20 protein-coding genes, 9 tRNA genes and 1 riboswitch are annotated in these 23,817 nt (G+C 27.8%); of the genes, 10 read left to right on the forward strand and 19 right to left on the reverse strand.

Features of this window, described 5'->3' with window-relative positions; translation table 11 throughout:
• Positions 1 to 21 precede the first annotated feature (21 nt).
• The 3 genes from NON08_RS10870 to traT form a co-directional block, all read right to left on the reverse strand.
• The gene (locus NON08_RS10870) at positions 22 to 702 is read right to left on the reverse strand and encodes a LytTR family transcriptional regulator DNA-binding domain-containing protein (RefSeq protein ID WP_256691603.1); all 681 of its coding nucleotides are present in this window, start codon (positions 700 to 702) and stop codon (positions 22 to 24) included.
• Entirely contained in the window at positions 703 to 2,253 is a 1,551-nt protein-coding gene (locus NON08_RS10875; protein WP_256691604.1) for a hypothetical protein, read from the reverse strand. It abuts the gene before it with no gap.
• A gap of 119 nt (positions 2,254 to 2,372) precedes the next feature.
• Positions 2,373 to 3,083: a complement resistance protein TraT gene (traT, locus tag NON08_RS10880; protein WP_256691605.1), complete on the reverse strand. Its 711-nt coding sequence runs from the start codon at positions 3,081 to 3,083 to the stop codon at positions 2,373 to 2,375.
• A gap of 223 nt (positions 3,084 to 3,306) precedes the next feature.
• On the opposite strand from traT, the gene NON08_RS10885 reads away from it, so the two are divergent.
• Positions 3,307 to 4,116, forward strand: coding sequence for an alpha/beta fold hydrolase (locus NON08_RS10885; protein ID WP_256691606.1), 810 nt, complete (start codon positions 3,307 to 3,309; stop codon positions 4,114 to 4,116).
• A gap of 44 nt (positions 4,117 to 4,160) precedes the next feature.
• Here NON08_RS10885 and NON08_RS10890 read toward each other — a convergent pair.
• From NON08_RS10890 to NON08_RS10915, 6 genes are all read right to left on the reverse strand, one after another.
• Positions 4,161 to 4,237, reverse strand: a tRNA-Met gene (locus NON08_RS10890).
• A 3-nt stretch (positions 4,238 to 4,240) separates the two neighbouring features.
• Positions 4,241 to 4,315: transfer RNA gene (locus NON08_RS10895), tRNA-Gln, on the reverse strand.
• Between the two features lie 5 nt (positions 4,316 to 4,320).
• Positions 4,321 to 4,396 (reverse strand) — tRNA-Lys (locus tag NON08_RS10900).
• Between the two features lie 8 nt (positions 4,397 to 4,404).
• Positions 4,405 to 4,480: transfer RNA gene (locus NON08_RS10905), tRNA-Gly, on the reverse strand.
• 16 nt (positions 4,481 to 4,496) lie between these two features.
• Positions 4,497 to 4,572: transfer RNA gene (locus tag NON08_RS10910), tRNA-His, on the reverse strand.
• 7 nt (positions 4,573 to 4,579) lie between these two features.
• Positions 4,580 to 4,667: transfer RNA gene (locus NON08_RS10915), tRNA-Leu, on the reverse strand.
• Positions 4,668 to 5,016: 349 nt separating this feature from the next.
• Between NON08_RS10915 and glmS the strand changes: the two genes are divergently transcribed.
• Both glmS and NON08_RS10925 read left to right on the forward strand, forming a co-directional pair.
• Positions 5,017 to 6,837 (forward strand): glutamine--fructose-6-phosphate transaminase (isomerizing), encoded by a 1,821-nt coding sequence (gene glmS, locus NON08_RS10920; protein ID WP_256691607.1) that lies wholly within the window; start codon positions 5,017 to 5,019, stop codon positions 6,835 to 6,837.
• A 94-nt stretch (positions 6,838 to 6,931) separates the two neighbouring features.
• Positions 6,932 to 7,786 carry a DMT family transporter gene (locus NON08_RS10925; RefSeq protein WP_256691608.1) on the forward strand — a complete coding sequence of 285 codons (855 nt, stop codon included), beginning with the start codon at positions 6,932 to 6,934 and terminating at the stop codon, positions 7,784 to 7,786.
• A gap of 12 nt (positions 7,787 to 7,798) precedes the next feature.
• Here the strand turns inward: NON08_RS10925 and NON08_RS10930 are convergent, their stop codons facing one another.
• From NON08_RS10930 to NON08_RS10965, 8 genes are all read right to left on the reverse strand, one after another.
• Positions 7,799 to 8,338 (reverse strand): hypothetical protein, encoded by a 540-nt coding sequence (locus NON08_RS10930; protein ID WP_256691609.1) that lies wholly within the window; start codon positions 8,336 to 8,338, stop codon positions 7,799 to 7,801.
• 10 nt (positions 8,339 to 8,348) lie between these two features.
• On the reverse strand, positions 8,349 to 10,439 hold the full coding sequence (locus NON08_RS10935) for a TonB-dependent receptor (protein WP_256691610.1): 2,091 nt from the start codon (positions 10,437 to 10,439) through the stop codon (positions 8,349 to 8,351).
• Positions 10,440 to 10,595: 156 nt separating this feature from the next.
• Positions 10,596 to 10,773, reverse strand: a riboswitch (cobalamin riboswitch).
• 127 nt (positions 10,774 to 10,900) lie between these two features.
• Complete coding sequence (locus NON08_RS10940; protein WP_256691611.1) at positions 10,901 to 11,332, reverse strand: C40 family peptidase; 432 nt, start codon at positions 11,330 to 11,332, stop codon at positions 10,901 to 10,903.
• A 22-nt stretch (positions 11,333 to 11,354) separates the two neighbouring features.
• Complete coding sequence (locus NON08_RS10945; RefSeq protein ID WP_256691612.1) at positions 11,355 to 11,741, reverse strand: META domain-containing protein; 387 nt, start codon at positions 11,739 to 11,741, stop codon at positions 11,355 to 11,357.
• Positions 11,742 to 11,793: 52 nt separating this feature from the next.
• Positions 11,794 to 13,074 carry a hypothetical protein gene (locus tag NON08_RS10950; protein ID WP_256691618.1) on the reverse strand — a complete coding sequence of 427 codons (1,281 nt, stop codon included), beginning with the start codon at positions 13,072 to 13,074 and terminating at the stop codon, positions 11,794 to 11,796.
• Between the two features lie 117 nt (positions 13,075 to 13,191).
• Positions 13,192 to 13,267 (reverse strand) — tRNA-Thr (locus NON08_RS10955).
• 9 nt (positions 13,268 to 13,276) lie between these two features.
• Positions 13,277 to 13,361: transfer RNA gene (locus tag NON08_RS10960), tRNA-Tyr, on the reverse strand.
• Between the two features lie 7 nt (positions 13,362 to 13,368).
• A tRNA-Leu gene (locus NON08_RS10965) sits at positions 13,369 to 13,456 on the reverse strand.
• A 155-nt stretch (positions 13,457 to 13,611) separates the two neighbouring features.
• Here NON08_RS10965 and NON08_RS10970 point away from each other — a divergent pair.
• Both NON08_RS10970 and NON08_RS10975 read left to right on the forward strand, forming a co-directional pair.
• Positions 13,612 to 14,385 carry a threonine/serine exporter family protein gene (locus tag NON08_RS10970; protein WP_256691620.1) on the forward strand — a complete coding sequence of 258 codons (774 nt, stop codon included), beginning with the start codon at positions 13,612 to 13,614 and terminating at the stop codon, positions 14,383 to 14,385.
• A complete protein-coding gene (locus NON08_RS10975) occupies positions 14,385 to 14,813 on the forward strand; it encodes a threonine/serine exporter family protein (RefSeq protein WP_256691621.1) in 429 nt (142 codons plus the stop codon). Before NON08_RS10970 ends, NON08_RS10975 begins: the two co-directional genes overlap by 1 nt.
• Here the strand turns inward: NON08_RS10975 and NON08_RS10980 are convergent.
• Positions 14,769 to 16,214, reverse strand: coding sequence for a PLP-dependent aminotransferase family protein (locus NON08_RS10980; protein ID WP_256691623.1), 1,446 nt, complete (start codon positions 16,212 to 16,214; stop codon positions 14,769 to 14,771). The genes NON08_RS10975 and NON08_RS10980 overlap by 45 nt on opposite strands.
• A gap of 154 nt (positions 16,215 to 16,368) precedes the next feature.
• Here NON08_RS10980 and NON08_RS10985 point away from each other — a divergent pair, with 154 nt between their 5' ends.
• Together NON08_RS10985 and NON08_RS10990 are read left to right on the forward strand one after the other, a co-directional pair.
• On the forward strand, positions 16,369 to 17,781 hold the full coding sequence (locus NON08_RS10985) for an MATE family efflux transporter (protein WP_256691624.1): 1,413 nt from the start codon (positions 16,369 to 16,371) through the stop codon (positions 17,779 to 17,781).
• A complete protein-coding gene (locus NON08_RS10990) occupies positions 17,744 to 19,078 on the forward strand; it encodes an MATE family efflux transporter (RefSeq protein WP_256691626.1) in 1,335 nt (444 codons plus the stop codon). Before NON08_RS10985 ends, NON08_RS10990 begins: the two co-directional genes overlap by 38 nt.
• Before the next feature lie 30 nt (positions 19,079 to 19,108).
• Here NON08_RS10990 and NON08_RS10995 read toward each other — a convergent pair whose 3' ends face one another.
• Positions 19,109 to 19,747: a flavodoxin family protein gene (locus tag NON08_RS10995; RefSeq protein ID WP_256691627.1), complete on the reverse strand. Its 639-nt coding sequence runs from the start codon at positions 19,745 to 19,747 to the stop codon at positions 19,109 to 19,111.
• Positions 19,748 to 19,868: 121 nt separating this feature from the next.
• Between NON08_RS10995 and coaBC the strand changes: the two genes are divergently transcribed.
• The 3 genes from coaBC (at position 19,869) to NON08_RS11010 (ending at position 23,815) form a co-directional block, all read left to right on the forward strand.
• A complete protein-coding gene (gene coaBC, locus NON08_RS11000; protein WP_256691629.1) occupies positions 19,869 to 21,047 on the forward strand; it encodes a bifunctional phosphopantothenoylcysteine decarboxylase/phosphopantothenate--cysteine ligase CoaBC in 1,179 nt (392 codons plus the stop codon).
• 175 nt (positions 21,048 to 21,222) lie between these two features.
• Complete coding sequence (locus NON08_RS11005; RefSeq protein WP_256691630.1) at positions 21,223 to 22,650, forward strand: TolC family protein; 1,428 nt, start codon at positions 21,223 to 21,225, stop codon at positions 22,648 to 22,650.
• Between the two features lies 1 nt (position 22,651).
• A complete protein-coding gene (locus NON08_RS11010; RefSeq protein WP_256691632.1) occupies positions 22,652 to 23,815 on the forward strand; it encodes an HlyD family secretion protein in 1,164 nt (387 codons plus the stop codon).
• Positions 23,816 to 23,817: the final 2 nt, after the last annotated feature.

Here is a 23,817-nt window from a genome sequence, read left to right on the forward strand (position 1 = left end):
ATTCTCTATTTTTTATTATTTTTATATTCCTAAAACCATTTTATTTCTCATAAGATTACATTTATCCTCAAGCTCTTTTAGTTTAGACTTACTTGTATAAATAAACTCTTTATTTTTAAAAATAATTATCTCTTCTTTAAAATCTAAAACTTCTATTAAATTCAGATTTATAATAGTTCCTCGATCTAATTTGTAAAAAATATTTGTATGAGTTATTTTTTCTTCAACTTCAGAGAAATTTTTCTTTATATCAAAGATTTCTGAATTTACAAGATGAAATTCTGTTCTTCTAGAAATACTTGAATACGTTATATAATTTATCTCAGAGAAATTATATATTCCTCTTTTAAAACTATCAAAAAGGTAAAATGCTGTTATTTTAATATCTTTTTTTTCTAGTTGCTGTATATATTCTTCCAATTCAAAGATATCTTTTCTTACAATACAATCATCAACTAAATTGCTCAAAAATAATCTTCTCATCTCTCTAGTATCATTTTCTCCTACTAATGCAATTATTTTCAAGTCTCTTTTTTTATACTCAATTAACTTTTCTTCTAACGCTTCAGTTTTAGAATCAATTATAATTACATCTATACTTTCTAATTCTTTTACTTCTTTCCTTAAATCAATATATTTATATGAAATTATTTCAGTTAGTATTATTTTTAAGTTATTATCTACATCTATGCCTAGTATCATTTAAATCAACTCCTCATATAAAGAGTCTAAACGCACTTTGCTAACAATACTTGAAATTTTATCCGAGAGGTCTATCAAAAAGTTTTGTTCCTCTATTGTTAAAGGCATATCTCCCTCTTTAACAAATATAAGTGCGATATATTTATTCTCATTAAAACTAACTCTATATGCATAATCATAATCTTTTAGCTTTAAGTTTTCTTTAGAAATTACTGTTGAACCATCCTCCTTTTGATCAATATATTCTTTATATTCTTCTGGATCAAACAATATTTTTGCTTTCACATCTACTAAACTTACATTTTTTATTACTTCTTTTTGTAAAATCTTCTCAAAAACTTTAACATCTCTAACTAAGCATAATCGATTATATATTTTATCTACAGCTTCATTTTTATATTTCATAATATTTTCTATAATATTTGTATAAAAATCTAAAATAATTATAGTACTTATTATCATTGCTGGTTCTGTTAAAGTTTTAAAGTAAAATAAAGATATATAACTAAGCGTAGCTCCTATTGAGTATCTAATAGCTCTCATTACATTTTCTGTATAAATCTTAAAAATATAAAAAACAAGATACCAATAAATATAACATATTTCCATTAACTCTATAAAATAATATAAGTTTCTTTCCTTTGGAAAAAGTTCTCTAAAAAATTCTAAAATAAAATAAGTGATTCCAATTGCAATCCAACTAAAAGATATCTTTTTTCTTACCTTTACTCTTTGAACAAAAAATTGGAAAATTGCAATTATGAATATAATTCTTGTTAAATCAATTATTCTTCTAGCTAATCTAATACCATCTAAAAATTTAGGGGATTCTTCTAAAAGATAGACATATAGCTGTGGTGAATATAAAATTAAAATTGTAACGATATTATAGAAATAAACTATTCCTAAACAACCCCAAATAAAAATTCTAAATTTTTTAAATCTCTTAGATAAAATATTATCTAAAAGGTAAAATATTAACATAAATAGTAATATTCTAGTCGTTATAAATTCTACAAGAATTAAATATTCACTTTGAAATCCTATTCTTAGACTAAATAACATCTTTCCTATTAAAAGAAAAAAAATAATTCTTAAAGTATTTTTTTTAGGTATCCTTTCTCTACTATTTATGTAAATAAAAATATTAAAACCAATTAAGCAAGCTGTTAAAAAATTTAAAAATATCTCTTGAATTTTGGAAAATTTTATTCCTTCTAAATTCAAATATATTTTTTCCCAATTTTTTTCTTTCTTAAAAGTATATTCATCTGAATCATTTTTATATTGTCCCTTTAATATATATTCTCCATTTGGAACATTATAAAATAAACTCCCATTTAAAAAATTTCTTTGCTCTATTTTTTCATCTAAAATATTTTTATCAATAGGTGAAAGAGTATACTTCCCAATATTTCTTTCAAGTACTTCAAAATTTTTTATTTTAGGAACTACATATATAAAATCTTTTTTTGTCTTTGATATCTTTAATAATTTAAATGAAAACAAAGCTGTTATTATTAAGATAAAAACAATATATCTCTTTTTCATTTTCTCTCCTTTTTATTCAATTTTTTTTATTATACATCCCTTTTAAAAAAATATACAAGAAAAATATACCCCAAGCTATTTTCTTATATTAGAAAATTAGTTGGGGTATTTTTAGTTCTTTAAAAAATATTTGATATAGCGTTTATAAGTTCTACTTCTAGCAATGGTGTTGCTTCTTCGAATTTTAAATTAACCTTATTCGCTGTACTAACTACACGTGTTTGATACTTATTCATATTTCCTGAATTTACAGATGTTGTTGCAGCAATTCCTCTAGTTCCTTGCTTTATTAAGTTTACATTATCTATTATAACTTTTTTATTTGTTTTTTCACTAATTACTATATCTGTCACCATTGCATAATAGACATCCTCAACTAAAGCATCTGCAGCTGTAGCTACAACTCCTCCTACTAGCCCTAATCCTATTGCGCTATTTACTGATCCTGTATTATATGCACCTAAGGCTCCTCCTACTCCAGCACCCACTAATCCTGCTTCTGCTGGGTTATTATTTCTAAGGTCTTCCTTATTCAATTTCAAAATATTGACTTGTAACCAATAATTTGCCTTTTTAGGATCATTTGTTATTTTATACCCTTTTGATATTAATAGTGTTTTTATCTTTTGTTCTATAGTTAACTTTTTTGGAGTTGTATTCTTTATTTGAACAAATATAGTCTTATCTCCTATAAACTCAGGATTTAACCAAATTGTTTCTGACATTTGAGTCTGAACCTCTAAATTTCTCTTTTTTACTATTGTGTTTACACTACTACAACCTGTTAAAAAAATAACAATTGATACAATTAATAATAATAATTTTTTCATGTATTCCTCCTAAAATTTTATATTACTATATAAGTATATATAAATAATTTATTTCTAGATAATAAACTACATGAATTACTATATTTTTCTACATAAAAATTTTATTTTAATGTTTAAATCTTAACTTTCAACGTACATTTTATTTTAATTTATGTATATTTTTACTAATATCCTTATTTGTATATTAAAATTATATTAACATTAATTAAGGCGGTGAAATATTTTGTATATAACATTAAGAAAAAATAAAAAATTAAAATTAGAAATTTTAGGAGATGGAGAACCTATAATTTTTGTTCACTCTTATCTTTGGGATAAAAATATGTGGAATCCTCAAATTAAAGAATTATCTAAAAAATTTAAATGTATTTGTATTGATTTATGGGGACATGGTGAATCTGATTTTTTAGATGCTAATGATTCTTTTTCCCTTAATGATCTTGCAGCTGACATCATAAATATAGCAGATAAATTGAATATAAATACGTTTAATTATATTGGCTTATCAGTTGGAGCTATGCTGGGAACATATTTGGCTCTAAATTATAACTCTAGAGTTAAAAAACTGATTTTAATGGATGGATATTCTGGAAGTGAATCTAGTGAAACTTTAAAGCAATATTTAGCTTTATTAGATTCAATTGAACAATTAAAATTTATTCCTGAAAGTTTGGCAGATATAATTACACCTATGTTTTTTACTAAAAATGAATCTCTAATAAAAGGCAACCTTTATAAAAATTTTAAAAAAGATTTAATGAATAAAAAAGAAATCAATATTGATACTATTGTAAAATTAGGAAGAGCAATTTTTAAACGAGAAAATCTTTTAGAGAAAATGACGGAAATTAAATCTCCAGTTTTATTTATGGTTGGAGAAGAGGATACTCCTAGACCAGTTAATGAAAGTTTTGAGATGCATACTCTTGTTAAAAACTCCAAATTTGTAACTATTCCTAATGCTGGTCATATTTCTAATTTAGAAAATCCAAATTTTGTAAATCTCCAAATTTTTAATTTTTTAGCTGAATAGTACAATAAAAAAAGCACAGATTAATCTGTGCTTAAAATTCTAAATGGTGCCTAGAAAAGGATTCGAACCTTCGACCGCCCGGGTATGAACCGGGTGCTCTAGCCAACTGAGCTATCTAGGCAAATGGCTGGGGTGGCTGGATTCGAACCAACGCATGACGGAGTCAAAGTCCGTTGCCTTACCGCTTGGCGACACCCCAAATAGTGGTGCGTCATACTGGGCTCGAACCAGTGACAACACGATTAAAAGTCGTGTGCTCTACCATCTGAGCTAATGACGCATTTTTTATGGAGCGGGAGACGAGGGTCGAACTCGCGACATTCAGCTTGGAAGGCTGACGCTCTACCAACTGAGCTACTCCCGCATTTTTAAAACTTTTATGGGGTGACCGACGGGATTCGAACCCGCGACAACCAGTGCCACAAACTGGCGCTCTACCAACTGAACTACGGCCACCATAAAATGGTGCCTGGGGCCGGAATCGAACCGGCACGCTATCAGATAGCTCAGGATTTTAAGTCCTGTGCGTCTACCTATTCCGCCACCCAGGCGTTGATTTCTCGCTTTCGCTTTCAACAAAATAATAGTACCATTTTTTTCAGTAAAAGTCAACAAGTTTTTTATTTTTTTATAAAAAAAATTTTATTGCAACTTTTTTCAACTTATGATACCATTGAATGACTCTATATTTAGGAGAATTAAAAAGAAACTAAGCGCCAGAACTTTTTTAAGTTGACGAGGACTGGAATCATCGAACATTCGGCGGGTATTCCAGAGGTGACTACAACCTTAGACCTTCTACAAATCTAAAAGGTGACTTTTAGGACAAAGGAAAGTAAGTAGTAATTCTTCTTAAATATAAAGAACATTGAAAATTAAATATTTTAAGGAGGATTTTTTATGTGTGGAATTGTTGGTTACATAGGAAAGGGAGATGCTAAGAGTGTTGTTTTACAAGGGTTAGAGAAACTTGAGTACAGGGGATACGATTCAGCTGGTATCGCAATTATAAAGGATTCTAAAATTATAGTTGAAAAGAAAAAAGGTAAACTAAAAAATTTAGAAACTCACTTAGAAGGAATGGATTTAGACTCTCATATTGGAATCGGTCATACAAGATGGGCTACTCATGGTGAGCCATCTGACAGAAATTCTCATCCTCACTTTAGTGAAGATATGTCTATTGCAGTAGTTCATAATGGAATTATTGAAAACTATTCAATATTAAAAAATGAACTTATTCAAAAAGGGTATAAATTCAATTCTGACACAGATACTGAAGTAGTTGCACATCTTATTCATTCTCTTTATAAGGGAGATCTTTTTAATGCTGTTACAGAAGCTATAAAACAACTTAGAGGAAGTTATGCTCTTGGAATTCTTCATAAAGATTTTCCAGATGAAATTATCTGTGCAAGGAAAGATAGTCCACTTGTAATTGGAGTTGGTGAAAATGAAAACATTATCGCATCTGATGTTCCTGCACTTCTAAAATATACTAAGAACGTGTATTTTTTAGAAGATGGAGATATTGCCAGATTAACTGCTGATTCTATTAAAATCTTTGATAAAACTTTAAATTCTGTAAGAAGAGAAATTAAAGTTATTGAATGGGATTATGAACAGGCTACTAAAAGTGGTTTCCCTCATTTTATGATCAAAGAGATTTTCGAACAACCAAAATCTATTGAAGAAACTTTGAATAGAAGAGTTCACAATGGAATCATTGACTTCTCTGATGTTTTATCTGATGATGAAATCAATAAATTTGATATGATTCATATTGTCGCTTGTGGAACCGCATATCATGCTGGATTACAAGGGCAATATGCTTTAAGAGAAATTTCTAGAATTAATTCTTTAGTTGAAATTGCATCTGAATATAGATATATGGATCCTTTTGTCAACGAAAATACCTTAGCTATTTTCGTAAGCCAATCTGGTGAAACTTTAGATACTCTTGCAGCTTTAAAAGAAGCAAAATCTAGAGGTGCAAAAACATTAGCTATTACTAACGTTGTTGGTTCAACTATTTCAAGAGAAGCTCATAATACAATTTATACTATGGCTGGACCTGAAATTGCAGTTGCCTCTACTAAAGCTTATACAACACAAGTAACTATTTTTCAATTATTAGCTATATATTTAGCCGAGAAAAAAGGAAGATTATCTAAAGAAAAAGTAGAAAAGTTAATATCTTCTTTATATAGTATTCCAGAAAAAATCAAAACTACTTTAGATAATACTGAAATTATTAAAAATGTTGCAAACTTTATGAAAGATAAGCATAATGGTTTTTATATTGGAAGAGGCGTAGATTTTGCTACAGCTCTAGAAGGTTCATTAAAAATGAAAGAGATTACATATATTCATACTGAAGCCTTTCCTGCTGGGGAGTTAAAGCATGGTTCAATAGCTTTAATAGAACCGGGAACACCCGTTGTAGTTATCGGAATGCAATCAAATCTTTTAGAAAAAACAATATCAAATATAAAAGAACTTAAAGCTAGAGGAGCACATATTATAACTGTTGCAAGAAAATCTTGTGAAGAAGCTATTAACGTTTCTGATGAATTTATCGGCGTAGAAGATATTGAAGATGTTTTCTCTGTTCTATTAGCTATTATTCCATTACAGCTTTTATCATACTTTACATCAGTAGATAAAGGCATCGATGTGGATAAACCTAGAAATCTAGCAAAATCAGTAACTGTTGAGTAATTTAAAAAGAGCCTATCGGCTCTTTTTTTTATGCTTATTAAATAGAATTTAACATTTTTTCATGTTATAATATTTTTACTTTAGGAGGTTATATATGAACGATAAATTAAAAGGTACAATTTGGATGTGTATCTCTGCTTTAGGAATGGCACTTATGGGAGCTACAGTTAAGTTTATTGGTAGCGATATCTCAACTTTTGAAAAACTTTTTTTTAGAAATCTTATTGGTGTAGTTATGCTACTTTTTACAATGAGAGGACAAAATATAAATATTTGGGGAAGTAGTAACAAAAGTAGATTGTTTATGGTTTACAGATGTACTATGGGATTAACTGGTGCAGTTTTATATTTTTATTGTATAAATAAACTGTATTTAGCTGATTCAGCTTTATTAAATAAACTTTCACCATTCTTTGTTACTATTTTTGCAACATTATTCTTGAAAGAAAAACTCGAAAGACACCAAATCCCTATTTTAGTTATTGTATTATTTGGAGCTCTTCTTGTTATTAAACCTAAATTTAGTTTTGAAATGCTTCCTGCTCTAGCTGGATTCTTATCAGCTGTTTTTGCTGGTGGTGCCTATACTTTAGTTAGATATCTTAGAACTATGGAAGAACCATCAACTTTAGTTTTATGGTTTTCAGCTTTTTCTATGATAGGAATGATTCCCCCTATGTTAATCCAGGGTTTTGTTATTCCTAATGGTATTCAATTATTTTATCTTATTTTAACTGGTATTTTTGCAACCGTTGGGCAAATTGGTTTAGCATACGCTTATAAATATGCTTTAGCTAGCGAAGTTTCTATATATCAGTACTTAAGTATTATATTTTCAGCTATAATCGGATTTATATTTTGGAAAGAAATACCGGATTTTCTAAGTATAATAGGTGGTTTAATAATTATTGGAGCAGCTGTTTTTAACTATAGATTATCAAAAAAGTGATTGCTTAAGCAATCACTTTTTTATTTCAATTATCACAGTACTTAATTTTATGCTTTGCTTATTTTTATACTCTTGATACTCTAGTATTAATTTATCATCTATAAAATAATATTTTTTTTCATTTATTTCATAACTCTTTAAAGGATACTCCTCTTTCACAACATCTTTTTTTTCTATCTTTATAACAGTAGAACCCTCTTTTTTACAAGGATTTAGAGGCGAACATGTTTTAAAACAATCCTCTTTTTCATAAATTTTATATGATATATATCTACAGCAGATAGGTCTTAAATTAAAAATTAAACATTTCCCTAATTTTTTATCATGAAAGTAACAAACCTTTTCTTCTAATTTATTTTTTAATATTTTTTGTTTTATTTCATCATTTTTATTTAAAAATTCTATTATCTCTTTTTTTTCCTCCAAAGAAATTAGCGAATAATCTCCATTACAACAACCACATAAGTTAGAAGTTTGATTACAAATCCTCTTTCCATTTAATTCTATTATTTTATCCTTTGCATCTTCTAGTATTTTTCTTAATATTTTCATTTTTTATCCTTTAAAATTTATATAAGGCACCTAAAGTAAAAGTTCTTCCAGGAGCTGGTAAATGTTGCTGAATAACATATGTAGAATCTCCAGAAAAATCTCCCCAAGCTCCAACGTATCTATCATATTTTTTATCAAACAAATTGTCTACTCTAGCAGTTAAAGTAAGCCCATTTTCAAATTGATAACTAGTAGATAAATCTACTGTTATATATGAGTCTACTTTCTCATCATATTTTTCAAGTGAACTTTCATCTCCACTCTCTGGTAATGTTCCAACCTTATATTTTAGTGCATCCAAAACAGTATAAGAACCATGATAAAGAGCATCTACACTAGCTGAAAATTTAGGCGTAAAGTTATAAGTTGTTCCTGCAGTAACCTTCCAATTAGGAACGCTTGGAATCGGTTCACCTTTTGTAGGTCCATCTTTTAATTCATGGTGAATATATGAAACTCCTGTTCTAAGAGTAAGATTTCCTATGTAATGCTCTGCAACTATATCCGTACCGTATTTATCAACTTTACCTAAATTTCCAGTTATACTCTTATCCCAATCTTCAATATTTGTAGGGATTTTAGAATACATATAATTGTCAATTTTATTATAATATACAGATGCTGAAAGATAAGTGTTTCCAACAAAATCTTTTATACCTATTTCTATATTATCACTTGTTTGTGATTTTCTATTATATTCATAAACTCCTTGCAAAATAGGCTCATAGCTTCCCATTTCAGTAGCGCTTGGCGTTCTAAATCCTCTTGTATAATTTATATATGTTGATCCTGTATCTGAATATAAATAGTTTATTGCAAATTCTAATCCTGTGTTATTAAATTTTTTACTTTCCATGTCATAATATTTAGAAGGGTCATTAACATCCTTTAACTTTTGTAAATAATAATCATAATCAGTATATTCTTTTCTTATTCCTTGAATAAATTGAAATTTATTGTATTCTATTTTATTCATTAAAAAGATTCCGTAAGCTTCTTTTTTAGCTTCTCTTCCATCTTTATAAGTTTTTAAATTCACCATAGAATCCTTTTCTCTATGATGTGAGTAGTCCGCTCCAAAAATAAGATAATTATTTTCTAAATATTTGTATTTTAATTGAGATTTTACATATTCTTTTCTTTCTTTATATCTATTAGTGTTATAAAAACCTCCTGAATAAGGAGAATAATCGTTATGTAAATAATTAATATAAGTTACAGATTCTAAACTATCTGAAACTTCTGCCCTATATTTTAAGTAAAAATCATTTAATTCATATTTACTTTTTGAAAATTTTGATGCATATTTAATATTTTCATCAAATATATATTGAGGTATTGTTCCTCCTAAGTGAGTCTCAGATTTTGCATGACTATATTTAAACTCTATATCACCATTATCTAAAAGATATTTTCCTGTATAATCAAAAGAGTATTTATCAACTTTTTCTTTAGTTCCATCAGATAATTTTCTTCCTGATCCATGAGAATTATACTTACTAAATGAAATCTCATTTAGAAAATTATTACCAATTTTAGTTCCGTAAGTTATATTTTCTGAAAATAACCCGTGACTTCCAGCATTAAAATTTATAGAACCGTAGTTTTGTCTATCCTCAACTGTTTTTGTAGTAATATTAATGATACCTCCAACAGAACCATCACCATATAAAACTGCTCCACCACTTGGAATAACTTCAATTCTTTCAATTCTTTCAACAGGAATTTGAGAAAGATTATAGCTATCAGAACTTCCTAAACCTGTTCTATTTATAGGAACACCATCTATTGTAACAATAATATTTTTATTAGCGTACATTGGGTTTTGTCCTCTTAAATCAAATCTTATTTCACCACCCGCATATTCTCTAGCAAATAACCCTGGTACATCTCTTAAAACTTGAACTAAATTTGTTGAACCACTTTTTTCAATTTCCTCTGCTGTTATAATAGAAATATTTGTGGGAGTATCTCTAACTGTTGTTTCAAAGTTTTGGGTAGTAATAACCGTATCCTCTAATTTTACAAAATTTTTATTTTCATTTCCTCTTGTTGCATTTGTCACAACAAGTAAAGACAGTAACAATAATTTTTTGTTCATGTTTTCCTCCAATTGCTCTTTTAAAATAAAAAAATCTAATAAAAAACCAAAGACTTCTTAAACTTTAGCTTTTATTAGAAATTAGGAGTTTTTATTTAATTACAAAAAATCATGTCATAAAATATACTCTTATTTCTTATTTTTCCCCCACGAAAAACAAAAAACTAAATTTTAAATAAGTCTCCTGACTCAGCTTCATCCTACTTCTAATCCTTCCCAGATTTTTTCCAGTGGTTTATTAGTTTCGTCTGCAATACAGTAGCTTGGGGCTGTGTGGGATTCTCACCCATCTTCCTCTATTAAGCCTTTTGGCATTTAAAATACTTTTACAATATAATACTTTAATTTCAATTTGTCAATTATTTGAATATAGTATTTATTTTTTGAATAATTTCTAAAATTTTTGCTATTTTTTGTAATATAAAAAGGGAGTCTTTAACCCTCCCTTTTTAATTTTATTACTATAATATTTTTCTAACTTGCCAAAAGTGATCATCCCAATAACCATCTACCTCTGAAATTATAACCCCTTTAGAAGTAGATGCATGTAAAAATCTATTATCTCCTAAATATACTCCAACATGATGAGTTTTTCTCCAACCAATTTTAAAAAACACTAAATCTCCAACTTCCCAGTAATTACGTTTTTTTACTTTATCGCCCTCTTGAGATAAATTTTTCGTTGTTCTTGGCAAATCCAATGCAAATTTCTCTTTATATAAATGCTGCATTAGGGCTGAACAATCCACGCCACTTTTTGATGTTCCTCCCATTTTATATCTAGTACCTTTCCATTCTTTATAAAAAGATGTTATTTTAGCAATTCTTTCATTTCTTTCTCTTTCACTAATTCTAGCTGATGAACATCCTGTAAAAAAAATCAAAACTAACAAAAGCAGAGTTTTAAAAAAAGAACTATTTTTTAACAAAGTTTAATTTTTCTCCCGCTGATGTAATTATTATAAATCCATCTTTTGTAATTTCTACCTCTTTTGATTCTTTAAGATTTTTCAAATATTCCTGCTCTTGTACCATTAAATTTTCAGGCCCCATCATTCTTGTAGATCCAGGATCTTTAATAGATATCTTATTGCCATCTAACACATAGTTTGCAAAATATCTGTTAACTCCAGAAGTTCCAGTTACTTTATCTTTGTCAAAATTAATATCTATCTCACTCTCTGGAATTACTCCTTGAAGAACATAGGTATTACCTAAAAGTTTTGCACCAATATCTTCTTTTTTTCCAAAACATCCTACAAATAATGTCATAGCAATTATAAATAGTACTATTTTTTTCATTTTTTTCACCTCTCCACGATAGTTATTATACTTTATTCTAGCATGTTATTTTCTAATTCTCTAGATAAAATTTTAAATTTACCCTATCTATAACTTCATCATTATTATTTAAAATATCATAATTTATTTCAAATCCCTGCTCAAGAATATTTAAATCAATTATAGATAACCAGACCATTCCATTTTCAACTTTTATTTTTATATTATCTAAAGAGATTAATTTTGAAATTCCATCTTTATCTATTTCCTCCTCTTTTTCACCAATTTTTATTTTTAAATTTTTATACGCTTTTTGAACCTTTCCGATTGATTCTGTCTCATAATATCTTTGATTTTCATTTAAATTATTTATAAGAATCTTTTCATTTTCTTTATACCAATTTGTTAGTACTATAACTTTACTAACTTTATTCATTCCATTTGTAAGAATAATTTTATCTATTAAAGTTTTTTTTGTTTTACCATACTCTATTTCTAAAATATCTCCAAAAATTTTATAATTAGAGTTATATTTTATATTTTTAGGTAATTCTAATCCTATAAAAATCTCTTTAGAACTCTTAAAAATATCATTATTATCTAATTCTTCCACAAAAACATTTGGATATTTTTCTATTAGAGGAACTACTCTTATTTCATTCCTATCCTCTCTAATCTCTTCTTTTGTATTTTGTTCCTCTACATTTGCAAATTTACCCAATATTAATTTTAAGCCATCTTTTTTTGCATTATTTTTAGTTATTTCTAAATCATATTCATTTAAAGATATTTTTTTTACAATAAGATACTTTTTACCATATTCTTGTCTTTTTAAAATTGGCAATTTATAATCAAAATTCAAATATATATCTGGATTAAATTCAGGCATATTTATATTTAAATTTTGAATTTCTTTTTTATTAGAATATATATACTCAATTTGTAACTCATAGCTTTTCTTCTCTAAATTCCAATTTGAAACCATTAACTCCATTTTTTGTCGATTTAAACTTCTCCACTTTAAATTAATAGTTATTCCATCCAAGTCCAATTCTTCTATTTCAAAACTATACTGCTTCCACTCTACTTCTTTTTCTTTAATAATTTCTTCACCTTTTTTTATTATAACCTTCTTTAAATCCTTTTCAATTTTTAAATTTTTTCCTACAATCTCTACGTTGGAAAAATAACCTGTTGTATTTGAATATGTAGGAATCGGTATATCTGAAATAGTTAAATAGTGTCCTTTTCCTAGTAAAGGTTCATTGTACTTATAATTTATAGATACAACGTTACTAGTCTCTCCTATAGCTTTAATACTGACTAAAAATAATATTATAAATATTTTTATCATATTCCCCCCTGTATACTTTTTATCCTCATATAAAATTATACAATATTTTTTCTAATCTAGAAAGTTTTGTTACAAAAAATAAAAAAAACTCTCTTTACGAGAGTTTACATTCATCTATGGTGCCGCTTATCGGAGTCGAACCAATCACCTACTGATTACAAGTCAGTTGCTCTACCAGATGAGCTAAAGCGGCTTATAAAAATGGTGGTGAGAGAAGGATTCGAACCTTCGAAGGCAGAGCCGTCAGATTTACAGTCTGATCCCTTTGGCCGCTCGGGAACCTCACCACTTGTATGGTGCCTGGGGCCGGAATCGAACCGGCACGCTATCAGATAGCTCAGGATTTTAAGTCCTGTGCGTCTACCTATTCCGCCACCCAGGCGTGATTGCTTTCGCTTTCAACAAATTAATAATACCATAATTTAAACTTTATGTCAACAACTTTTTTATTTTTTTTCAAAATGTCTCTGTTGCTTTTTCTAAACTTTAATGCTACTATTAGATGTGTTTTAAATTTTTATAATTATAGGAGATTTTATGCCAAAAAAACAACTAATTACCGAACACCATGTTCTTCAACTAGCGACTTTCGCCGGAAAAATTGTTCTTACAAGTGGTGGAGAGGTTTATAGAGTCGAAGATATTATTGCCCGTATTGGACAACATTTTAATTTAAAAATTGATTGTTTTGCAACATTGACATGTATAATTGTTTCTGGAAAGAATATTAACGATGAAGTTGTCTCTCTAGTTGAAAGAATAAATTCTCGTTCGACTAATTTAGATAAAATTCATCAAGTACACAAGTTAATTAGTGATATTGAAAATTATTCTTTTTCTGAATTAAAAAAAGCTTTAGAAGCAATTAATAAAATTCCTTCTTATGGTTTTGGTATGAATTTTATTGCTTCTGCTTTAGGAGCGGCAAGTTTTGTAGTTTCATTTAAAGGAGGTCCTAACGATTTTGCAGCTGCTTTTGTTGCTGGATGTGGAGTAGCTCTTTTTTCATATATTGTTTCTGGATTACAACTAAACAGTTTTTTTATAAATTTAATATCTGGAGCCATTTGTGCTTTTGTTTCAAATATGTTTTATATTGGAGGAGTTATTACAAATCCATCTATTAGTATTATTTCTGCTCTAATGCTTTTAGTTCCTGGAGTAGCATTTATAAACTCTATCAGAGATATTATTGCTGGAGATTTAGTTTCCGGTACTTCGAGAGCCATGGAAGTTCTTATGATTGGTGGTGCTATAGCTATAGGAGCTGGACTTGTTACTAAATTATTTTTTAATTTTGGAGGATTTTAATGCTTTTACTAGAAGTTATTTTTGCTTTTTTTATTACTATTAGTTTTGCTATTCTTTTTAATGTTAGAGGAAAATTAATCATCTACTCTGGAATTGGTGGTGCTATTAGTTGGTTATTTTATCTACTTTTCACTAGAGAAGGATATTCTTACTCAACTTGTTATCTTTTAGCTACAGCTATAACTGCATTTTATTCTGAAATTATGGCAAAAAAATTACAAACAACTGTTCCTACTTTGCTTATAGCTGCACTTATTCCTATGGCGCCTGGAGGAGGAGTTTATTATACAATGTTATATTTAATTCAAAATAAATATCAAGAGTCAATGTTAAAAGGAATGGAAACATCTATTATCGCAGGTTCTATGGCATTAGGTATAATTTTAATAACTACTTTTTTTAGAATTTTCCATCATACAAAAAAATAACATTTTTTCTAATATCTCCAATCCAATCTTTATCTCTTCTAGGGTTGGAGATATAAAGCTTAATCTTATTTTACAGACATCTCTTTTATCCTTATAAAAAAGAGTTCCTGGTAATAAGGCTACTCCTTCACTTTTACATTTTAAATAAAATTTTTCTCCATCAATTTCATCAGATAATTTTATCCAAATAAAAAATCCTCCTGTTGGCTTATGCATAACTTGTAAGTTTTTCATTTTTTCTAAAAGTGTTAGACATAATTTTTGTTTTTTGCCAAATTCATATCTTAATTTCTCAAGGTGATGAGACAATTTATTAGTTATTATAAATTTTTCTAAAATTTTTTGATTTATTCCAGAAGTCGTTGTATCTAATCCATATTTTATTAACAAAACTCTCTGAATAAGATTTTCAGGAATAGCCATTACAGCTAATCCTATTCCTGGCATAAGTATTTTAGAATATGTTTTTATATAAATAACTTTTTCTTTACCTATCTTATCTAAACTTTTTAAAGATTTCGGTTTTTCTCCATAATAATAAAAATCTGAAAAGCTATCATCTTCTACTATGTAAAAATTATATTTTTCAGAAAGTTTTAAAAGTTTTTTTCTTTTCTCTAAAGACCACATAACTCCTGTAGGATTTTGGAAGTTTATACACTCATAGATAAAATCTATCTTTTCCTCTTTTAGTATTTCTTCAAATTCGTCTAAATCCCAACCATCCTTTTTTATATCTAAAGTTTTTATATTACACCATCCCTTAAATATATTAAGAGCATTTGGATAAGTTGGGTCTGATAAAGCCACTGTAGGTTTTGTTTCTTTAGAAAAAAGTTTTATTATTATGTCCAATGCTTGTTGAGTTCCTGAGGTTATTTGAAGATTTTCTTTTTTCACAAAAATATCTTCTTTTTCAAATTCTTCTGAAAGTAAATACCTTAAACTATCTACTCCTTGAACACTTTGATATTCGAAAATTTCTCCTCCGTACTCCTTTATAATATCATTAAAAAAAATTTGATATTCTTTTATAGGGAAGTATTCTGAGCAAGGAGTCCCATTTGAAAAATTTATTTTTTCACTTTTTAAAAATTGTCCATATTTAAAACTTTCTATTAATGGTATTTCCTTTTCTTCTATTTTAAACTCACAAAACTCTTGAACAAAGCAACCTTTTCCAGAAATTTTCTTTATTAATCCCTTTTCTTCTAAAAGGTTATAGCTTTGAATTACTGTATTTTGATTTATATTTAATTTTATAGCTACTTGTCTAATAGATGGTAGTTTCATTCCTACTTTTATATCTCCTGACAAAATTTGCTTCTTTAAACAGTTATATATTTGAAAATATAATTTTTCTTTTGAATTTTTATCTATATAAATATTTATTTTCAACATAAACATCCCCTTTATACAACACTTTAATTAATATATAATACAACTATTCTACCTATATTCCAATCAATTATTTATATAGTAAACAAAATTGATTTTCTTAATTATTTGAGCTATAATTAGAACTATACTATATTTTAATAAACTGGGGGAATGAATGAAAGAAAAACACAAAGAAATGGGAGAGCAGCCCATCGGTCAACTGCTTTTAAAATTTTCACTTCCTGCGATGATTGGAATGTTTGTAAACGCTCTATACAACATAGTTGATAGAATCTATATTGGTAATATTCCAGAGATTGGACCTATTGCTATCGCAGGAGTTGGAGTTGTTTTTCCAATTATGATAATCTCTCTCGGATTTTGTCTTTTAATTGGATTAGGAGGTGCCACTAATATCTCTATCTCATTAGGAAGAAAGAGAAAAGATTTAGCTGAAAAGTTTTTAGGCAATGCTACTTGCCTAGCTATTATTTTTGGTATTATTTTAACCATTATTATAATCCTTACAATGGACTTATACATTGGCAAATTAGGGACAAGTCCTATCACAGAACCTTTTGCTAGAGATTATTTAACTATAGTAGCTTTAGGTTTTCCTTTTTTAATGGTTGGATATGCTACTAATGCTGCTGTTCGTTCCGATGGAAACCCTAAAATTTCTATGATTACACTTTTATTAGGAGCAATAACTAATATTATATTAGATCCAATTTTTATATTTGGATTAAATTTAGGTGTAAAGGGTGCCGCCCTTGCTACAATTATCTCACAAATTGTTTCAGCTATTTGGACTGTTGGATATTTCACTTCTAAATTTAGTGGTATTAAGCTACATTTAAAAAACTTAATATTAGACTGGGAAAAAGTAAAAGAGATTTTTATAATTGGGGCTGGTCCTTTCGTTTTACAACTGGGTTCAAGTGCTGTAAACTTTATTTTAAATAGTAGTCTTATGAAATATGGTGGTGATATTGCAGTTGGTGCTATGACTATTGTTAATGCTGTAAATACCTTTATTTTTATGCCAATTTTTGGTATTAACCAAGGTGTTCAACCTATTTTAGGATTTAACTATGGTGCTAGATTTTACCATAGAGTTAAAGAAGCTTTTGTTTTAGCTGTAAAGGGTGCTGTTACAATATCAACAATTGGATTTTTAGCTATACAATTTTTATCTAAATATTTTATTGTTATTTTCACTAGTAATCCAGAACTTTTAGATGCAGCATCAAAAGGACTTAGAATCTTTACTTTAATGTTTCCTTTTATAGGATTTCAAATTATAGCTGCAGTTTATTTTCAAGCTATTGGAAAACCTAAGACAACTATGTTTTTAAGCTTATCAAGACAAGTTTTATTCCTAATTCCTATTGTTATTATATTCTCTAGAATTTGGGGAGTGAGCGGTGTTTGGATGGCTGTTCCGTCTGCAGATATATTATCTGTAATTGTTACTTTTATTATGACCAAAAAAGAGATGAAAAATCTTAAACTTTTAGAAAAAGAAGAGGACTTGAGAAAAAATGTCAATGAAAATCAATCAACTAGAGAATCAACCGATAAATAAATTATTTTATAAATTTGCTATTCCAGCTTCAATAGGAATGTTAGTTAACTCCTTATACGTTGTTGCAGATGGTGTATTCATCTCAAGAGGTATTGGAAGTATTGGAATTGCGGCTGTAAATATCGGATACCCCATAATTAATTTAACTGCTGCTTTAAGTCTAATGTTTGGAGCAGGTGGAGCCACACTAATATCACTTAAAAGTGATGATCAAGATTTTAAAAATAAAAGTTTTACATATACTATATTTTTAAATCTAATTTTTTATATTTTAATTGCATCTGTAGTTTTTATGTTTCCAAATCGAATTATGAAATCTTTAGGTGCTACAGAACTTTTACTTCCAATGGTTAAGGATTATATGTATCCATGTATTGTAGCAACCTTCTTTTTAATGTTATCAATATCATTGAATGCTATTGTAAGAAATGATAATGCTCCTCGAAAAGCTATGAATTCTCTTTTCATTGGAGCTATTACAAATATTGTTCTAGATTATATTTTTATCTTTATTTTAAAAATGGGAATTGAAGGTGGAGCCTACGCCACTGCAATTGGACAAGTTTTATCAGCTGTCTATCTCTGTATGCATTTTCCAAAATCAACTTTCAGATTATCTTTCGATATAAGAGATATCCAATGGAAATTGATGGGGAAAATTTGTTCTTTAGGTTTTTCATCTTTTATCTTAGAATTTGCTGTTATGGTTATAACAATTCTTTTAAATATAACTCTTTCAAGAACTGAAGGACAAATAGGAGTTGCTGCATATGGTATTATATCTTACTCTTTTGTTATTTATAGAATGTTATTTACTGGTTTAGCTCAGGGAATCCAACCTCTTGTTAGTTTTAATTATGGTCGTCGAAATTATAGAAGAGTCTTAGCAATCTTTAGATACGCTCATAAATTTTGTTTTATTTCTACTACTATAGCATTAATTTTAATAAAATTCTTTGCTTTAGATGTAGTTAAAGTTTTTACACATGAATCACATCTTTTTGAATATACCGCTAAAGGATTATTTCTATACTCTAGTGCTATTATATTTGTAGGAGCTAATTTTATGAATATATCATATTTACAAGCTATGGATAAAGCTTTTTTAGCTAATATTATTTCTGTTTGTAGAGGGGTGGTTTTCATGGGAATTGGAATAATTATTCTTCCTAAACTCCTTGGAGTTGATGGAATTTGGTTAACACTTCCTTTTGCAGATGTTCTTACTTTTATTTTAACTTTAATAATTTTTAAGATTCTCAAAATTAATAAAAATTTGAAAACATCAAGTATATAGAAAAACTCAGAGGAATTACCTCTGAGTTTTTTATCTTATAAAATGTGTATATTTTTTATTTTCTTTTTCTGGTGGATTAATTTTATCTTTTGTATAATCAACCATTTTTAAAAGCCAAGCCATATTTTTACCTAAAATTCTCATTATCTGTTTTCCTTCTTCATCTTGCTCAACTTCACCAGGTCTTAGCCCATGTATTACACTCCAATAATTAGTTGTAGGCATTAACATCTCTGAATAATTTAAATAGTTATTTAATTGATCAAATGTTGGGACTCCTCCAGAACGTCTTACTGCAACAACTGAAGCTCCTACTTTATGTCTAAAAAGTCCTCCATTTACTGATGCTACATAAAATGCTCTATCTAAAAATGCTTTCATTGTAGCTCCTAACGATGCAAAGTGAACTGGTGAACCCAATAAAATACCATCAGCTTCCTTCATCTTTTGAACCCATTCATTTACATAATTATCGTCTTTCATTACACATTTTTCATCTCTATTTTTAGCGCATCCATTACAACCAATACACCCTCTTATAGCTTTATTTCCAACATGTATTACCTCAAACTCGATCCCTTCTTTTTCAAGTTCATCTCCTACCATCTTTAAAGCAAAATAAGTATTTCCTTTTTCTCTAGGACTTCCATTAAATGCGATAACTTTCATTAGAACCTCCTTTTAATTTTATTAATAATAATTATTATATAACAATTTCTATTTTTTTTCAGCTTAAAATAGTATAATATATAAAAAAGATTCTAATTTCTTTATTTAAGGAGGATACATAATGAAAAATATTTTAATTGGAGTTACAGGAGGAATTGCTGCTTACAAATCAGCTAATATAATATCTATATTAAGAAAAAAAGGATATAATGTTAAAGTTATAATGACTGAAAGTGCAACTAAAATAATTACTCCTCAAACATTAGAAACTCTTTCTAGAAATAGAGTTGTCACAGATATGTGGGAAAGAAATCATCAAATTGAAGTTGAACATATCTCTTTAGCAGAATGGGCAGATGTTTTTTTAGTCGCTCCAGCAACTTTTAATATTGTAGGAAAAGTAGCTAATGGTATTGCAGATGACATGTTATCTACTGTTATTTCAGCTTGTAAAAAACCCATATATTTTGCATTAGCTATGAATGTAAATATGTATGAAAATCCCATTTTAAAAGATAATGTCAACAAATTAGAAAAATTAGGTTATAACTTTATTGAAGCTGACGAAGGATTTTTAGCTTGTAATGTAAATGCTAAGGGAAGGCTAAAAAATGAAGAGGATATTGTTGAGATTATTGAACAAGAGTTTATCTTACCCACTCCTAAACTTTTAAAAGGGAAAAAAGTTTTAATAACTGCAGGTAGAACAGAGGAACCTTTAGATCCTATAAGATACTTTTCTAATAGATCTAGCGGTCAAATGGGATACTCTTTAGCTAAAGCTGCAATTGATTTAGGAGCTGATGTAACTTTAATATCTGGTCCAACAAATCTTGAAATACCTCATGGTTTAAAAGAATTTGTTAGAGTTAGAAGTGCTGTTAACATGTTTGAAGCAGTTATGGAAAGATTTGACTCCCAAGATATAGGAATAGCTTGTGCTGCTGTAGCTGATTATAGACCTAAAAACTACTCTACCGAAAAAATAAAGAAAGCTGATGGTGATTTAATCATCACTCTTGAAAGAAACCCCGATATTCTATTTAATATGGGAGAAAAAAAGAAAAATCAAATTTTAATAGGATTTGCTGCCGAAACTGAAAATATTGTTGAAAATGCTAAGAAAAAACTAATTAAAAAGAACTTAGATTTTATCGTTGCTAACAATGCCGAAAATATGCAAAAAACTACTAATAGTATTCAAATTATCAAGAAAAATGGAGAAAGTATTAACTATAAAGAACAGCCTAAAAGTGAAATTGCCAAGTGTATTTTTAATGAAATATTAAAAGAAATATAATATAATTATAAAACAGGTAAAAACCTGTTTTTTTATTAAAAAATTTTGCAGGATTTTTTTAACTTATCAAGAACAATAAAAAAGAGTATTATTATCTAATACAATATAAATTAATAAAATCCTACTAAATTAATTTTTATTTTTAATTAAAGGATATTATTAGGAGTGAGGGATTATGAAATTTTATATTTTTTTTATTACTTTTTCTTTTTTACTAACAGGTTGTATCACACCTAAAGTCAATGAAACTCCTGTTAAAACTATAGTTACAGAAAATAAGCCGCAGAATACTGAGACTTTTTTTCAATCATATCAATGGTGGGAAAATTCTAAAGATCAATATTTAACTTCTCTTATTAACGAAGTTTTAAAAACAAATAGTGAACTTAAAATTGCTAAACTAAATATCGAGAAAGCTATTTATACTTTAAATTCTACTGAAAATTCAAATCTATCGACTATTGCTTTAGGTGGAAGTTGGAATAGAAACCACGTATTAAATTCCCACGTGAAAACTGATTTACCTATAAAGGATATTAAAAATAGTGACACTATTGATATGGGAACTCTTGCTATTCAAGGAGAATATATTTTTGATATTTGGGGAAAATTTGATGCCTTGAGAAATCAAGCTCAATACTCTAAAATAGCAACTCAACTTCAAAGCGAATGGAGTACTCTCACTTTATCAACTACTGTTGCAAATCTTTATGGAAAATATATATTATTAACAAAAGAAAATAAAGTCTTCGAAAAAAAATTAGCTATTTCTAAAGAAGTTTTAAATTTTCAAAATATTCTTTATAATACTGGATTAGGAACTAAAGAAAGCATTTTGAATGCTAACAACAATGTTAACTCTTTGAATCAAAAAATTTCTGAAATTAATAACCAAAAAACTATTTTGAAAAATGGTTTTTATGCTTTAGTTGGAAATGTAAAATCCAAAAATATTGATAACATCTTATTACAAATAGATTTTAACACTCCAGATTTTGATTATTTTTTGGATATTCCTGAATATATTGACTCTGATATAGTTGTTAATCGACCTGACGTAAAATATTATTTAGCATTAATTAATTCTCAAAGAGAAAACTTAAAATCTTTAAAAGCTGATTTTTATCCTAGATTTTCTATTACAGGAAAATACGAATACCAAAATATCAATATTCAAAATTTATTAAAAGCTCATAGTACATTATGGGAACTTGGTCCTAGTTTATACCTACCTTTATTTAATAGAAATACTCTTATTCAAAACTATAATATTGCTGGTGTTGATTTAAATATTTTTGTTGAAAACTACAATAACAACCTTATAAAAGCTTATCAAGATATCAATAATAATCTTAATACCTTGAAAACATCAAAAATTAGCAATCAATTAGAAAATAAAAATTATAGCAATGTTAAGTCTACTTACAATGATAATACTACCCTTTACAATATTGGTAGCATATCTAAACTTGAACTTTTAAACTATCAAAATACTTTACTTGACACTGAATTAAGTTATATTGAAAATAGTTTTTCTTTATATACAGGTCAAATTAACTTAATTGGATCCCTTGGTGGTTACTATAAAAATGAGGTGAAATAAATTGGAAAATCAAAACTTAAATCAAAATTTAGCAACTGATGAAACAAAAAATAAAAATAGAAAAGAAGCTAAGAAAAAGATGGGGGTATTTCTTCTAATTATACTTGTTCTTGGAATTTTATATTTACTTTATTATTTTTTATTTTTAAAAGGTTATGAAGAAACAGAAAATGCTTATATTCATGGAAATCAAGTTTCAATAACAACTCAAGTTAATGGTGTTATAAACGAAATTAATGTAGAGGATACTCAACTAATAACTATTGGTAGTCCTGTTATACAACTAGATACTGTTGATTATGAAATAGCCTTAATAAATGCTGAAACAAAATTAGCTGACGCTGTAAGAAAGTACTATACTTTACAAAATAGTGTAAAACTTAATCAAGATAGTGTTACAATTGCTAAAGCTAATTTAGTTCTTGCTGATAAAACACTAAAAAGACAAACAATCTCTAGTAGTACAGGAATAACTAGCAAAGAAAATTTTGATGCAACTAACTTTAAATACATCAATAGTAAAAATAGTTATGAGCAGAGTTTAACTAACTTAGAAAATAGTAAGATCCAAGCTTTTAGCAATGATGTATACTCTCATCCTCTTGTTGTAGCTGCCATAGAAAATTTAAAAAATGCATACTATAATTTAGAAAAAACAAAAATTTTCTCTCCTATTTCAGGAGTAATTGCCCAAAAGCAAGTAGAACTAGGTCAGCAAGTTAGAGCTGGTCAAACTCTTTTTACTGTTGTTGATTTAAATAAAACTTGGGTTAATGCAAACTTCAAAGAAACTCAACTCGGGGATATTAAACCTGGTAACTCTGTTGAAATTATTAGCGATTTAAATGGAAAAACTTATAAAGGTGTGGTTTCAGGTATATCGGCTGGATCAGGTAGTGCTTTTGCTTTAATTCCAACACAAAATGCTACTGGTAACTGGATCAAAATTGTTCAAAGAGTTCCTGTTCGTATAGATTTTGATCAAGAAAGCCTAAAGAAAAATGGAATCTTACCAATTGGAACTAGTTTAACTGTAAAAGTTAATACAAAAGAAAATGTAAATATTCCAAATCAATTTAAAGAACAAAAATCAGAACTTTATAAAATAGATGAGAATAAATTAAATTTATTAATTGAAAAAATAGTTAAAGATAATAGCTTGTAAGG

Source organism: Cetobacterium sp. NK01 (genome assembly GCF_024506395.1).
Classification (GTDB): domain Bacteria; phylum Fusobacteriota; class Fusobacteriia; order Fusobacteriales; family Fusobacteriaceae; genus Cetobacterium_A; species Cetobacterium_A somerae_A.

Bases quoted from the DNA above. Each gene is read 5' to 3' on its own strand.
- coaBC (WP_256691629.1), top strand. From the start codon at position 19,869: ATGAAAAATATTTTAATTGGAGTTACAGGAGGAATTGCTGCTTACAAA.
- NON08_RS10935 (WP_256691610.1), bottom strand. From the start codon at position 10,439: ATGAACAAAAAATTATTGTTACTGTCTTTACTTGTTGTGACAAATGCA.
- NON08_RS10975 (WP_256691621.1), top strand. From the start codon at position 14,385: ATGCTTTTACTAGAAGTTATTTTTGCTTTTTTTATTACTATTAGTTTT.
- NON08_RS10930 (WP_256691609.1), bottom strand. From the start codon at position 8,338: ATGAAAATATTAAGAAAAATACTAGAAGATGCAAAGGATAAAATAATA.
- NON08_RS10950 (WP_256691618.1), bottom strand. From the start codon at position 13,074: ATGATAAAAATATTTATAATATTATTTTTAGTCAGTATTAAAGCTATA.
- NON08_RS10925 (WP_256691608.1), top strand. From the start codon at position 6,932: ATGAACGATAAATTAAAAGGTACAATTTGGATGTGTATCTCTGCTTTA.
- NON08_RS10870 (WP_256691603.1), bottom strand. From the start codon at position 702: ATGATACTAGGCATAGATGTAGATAATAACTTAAAAATAATACTAACT.
- traT (WP_256691605.1), bottom strand. From the start codon at position 3,083: ATGAAAAAATTATTATTATTAATTGTATCAATTGTTATTTTTTTAACA.
- NON08_RS10995 (WP_256691627.1), bottom strand. From the start codon at position 19,747: ATGAAAGTTATCGCATTTAATGGAAGTCCTAGAGAAAAAGGAAATACT.
- NON08_RS10990 (WP_256691626.1), top strand. From the start codon at position 17,744: ATGAAAATCAATCAACTAGAGAATCAACCGATAAATAAATTATTTTAT.
- NON08_RS10980 (WP_256691623.1), bottom strand. From the start codon at position 16,214: ATGTTGAAAATAAATATTTATATAGATAAAAATTCAAAAGAAAAATTA.
- NON08_RS10970 (WP_256691620.1), top strand. From the start codon at position 13,612: ATGCCAAAAAAACAACTAATTACCGAACACCATGTTCTTCAACTAGCG.
- glmS (WP_256691607.1), top strand. From the start codon at position 5,017: ATGTGTGGAATTGTTGGTTACATAGGAAAGGGAGATGCTAAGAGTGTT.
- NON08_RS10945 (WP_256691612.1), bottom strand. From the start codon at position 11,741: ATGAAAAAAATAGTACTATTTATAATTGCTATGACATTATTTGTAGGA.
- NON08_RS10875 (WP_256691604.1), bottom strand. From the start codon at position 2,253: ATGAAAAAGAGATATATTGTTTTTATCTTAATAATAACAGCTTTGTTT.
- NON08_RS11005 (WP_256691630.1), top strand. From the start codon at position 21,223: ATGAAATTTTATATTTTTTTTATTACTTTTTCTTTTTTACTAACAGGT.
- NON08_RS10985 (WP_256691624.1), top strand. From the start codon at position 16,369: ATGAAAGAAAAACACAAAGAAATGGGAGAGCAGCCCATCGGTCAACTG.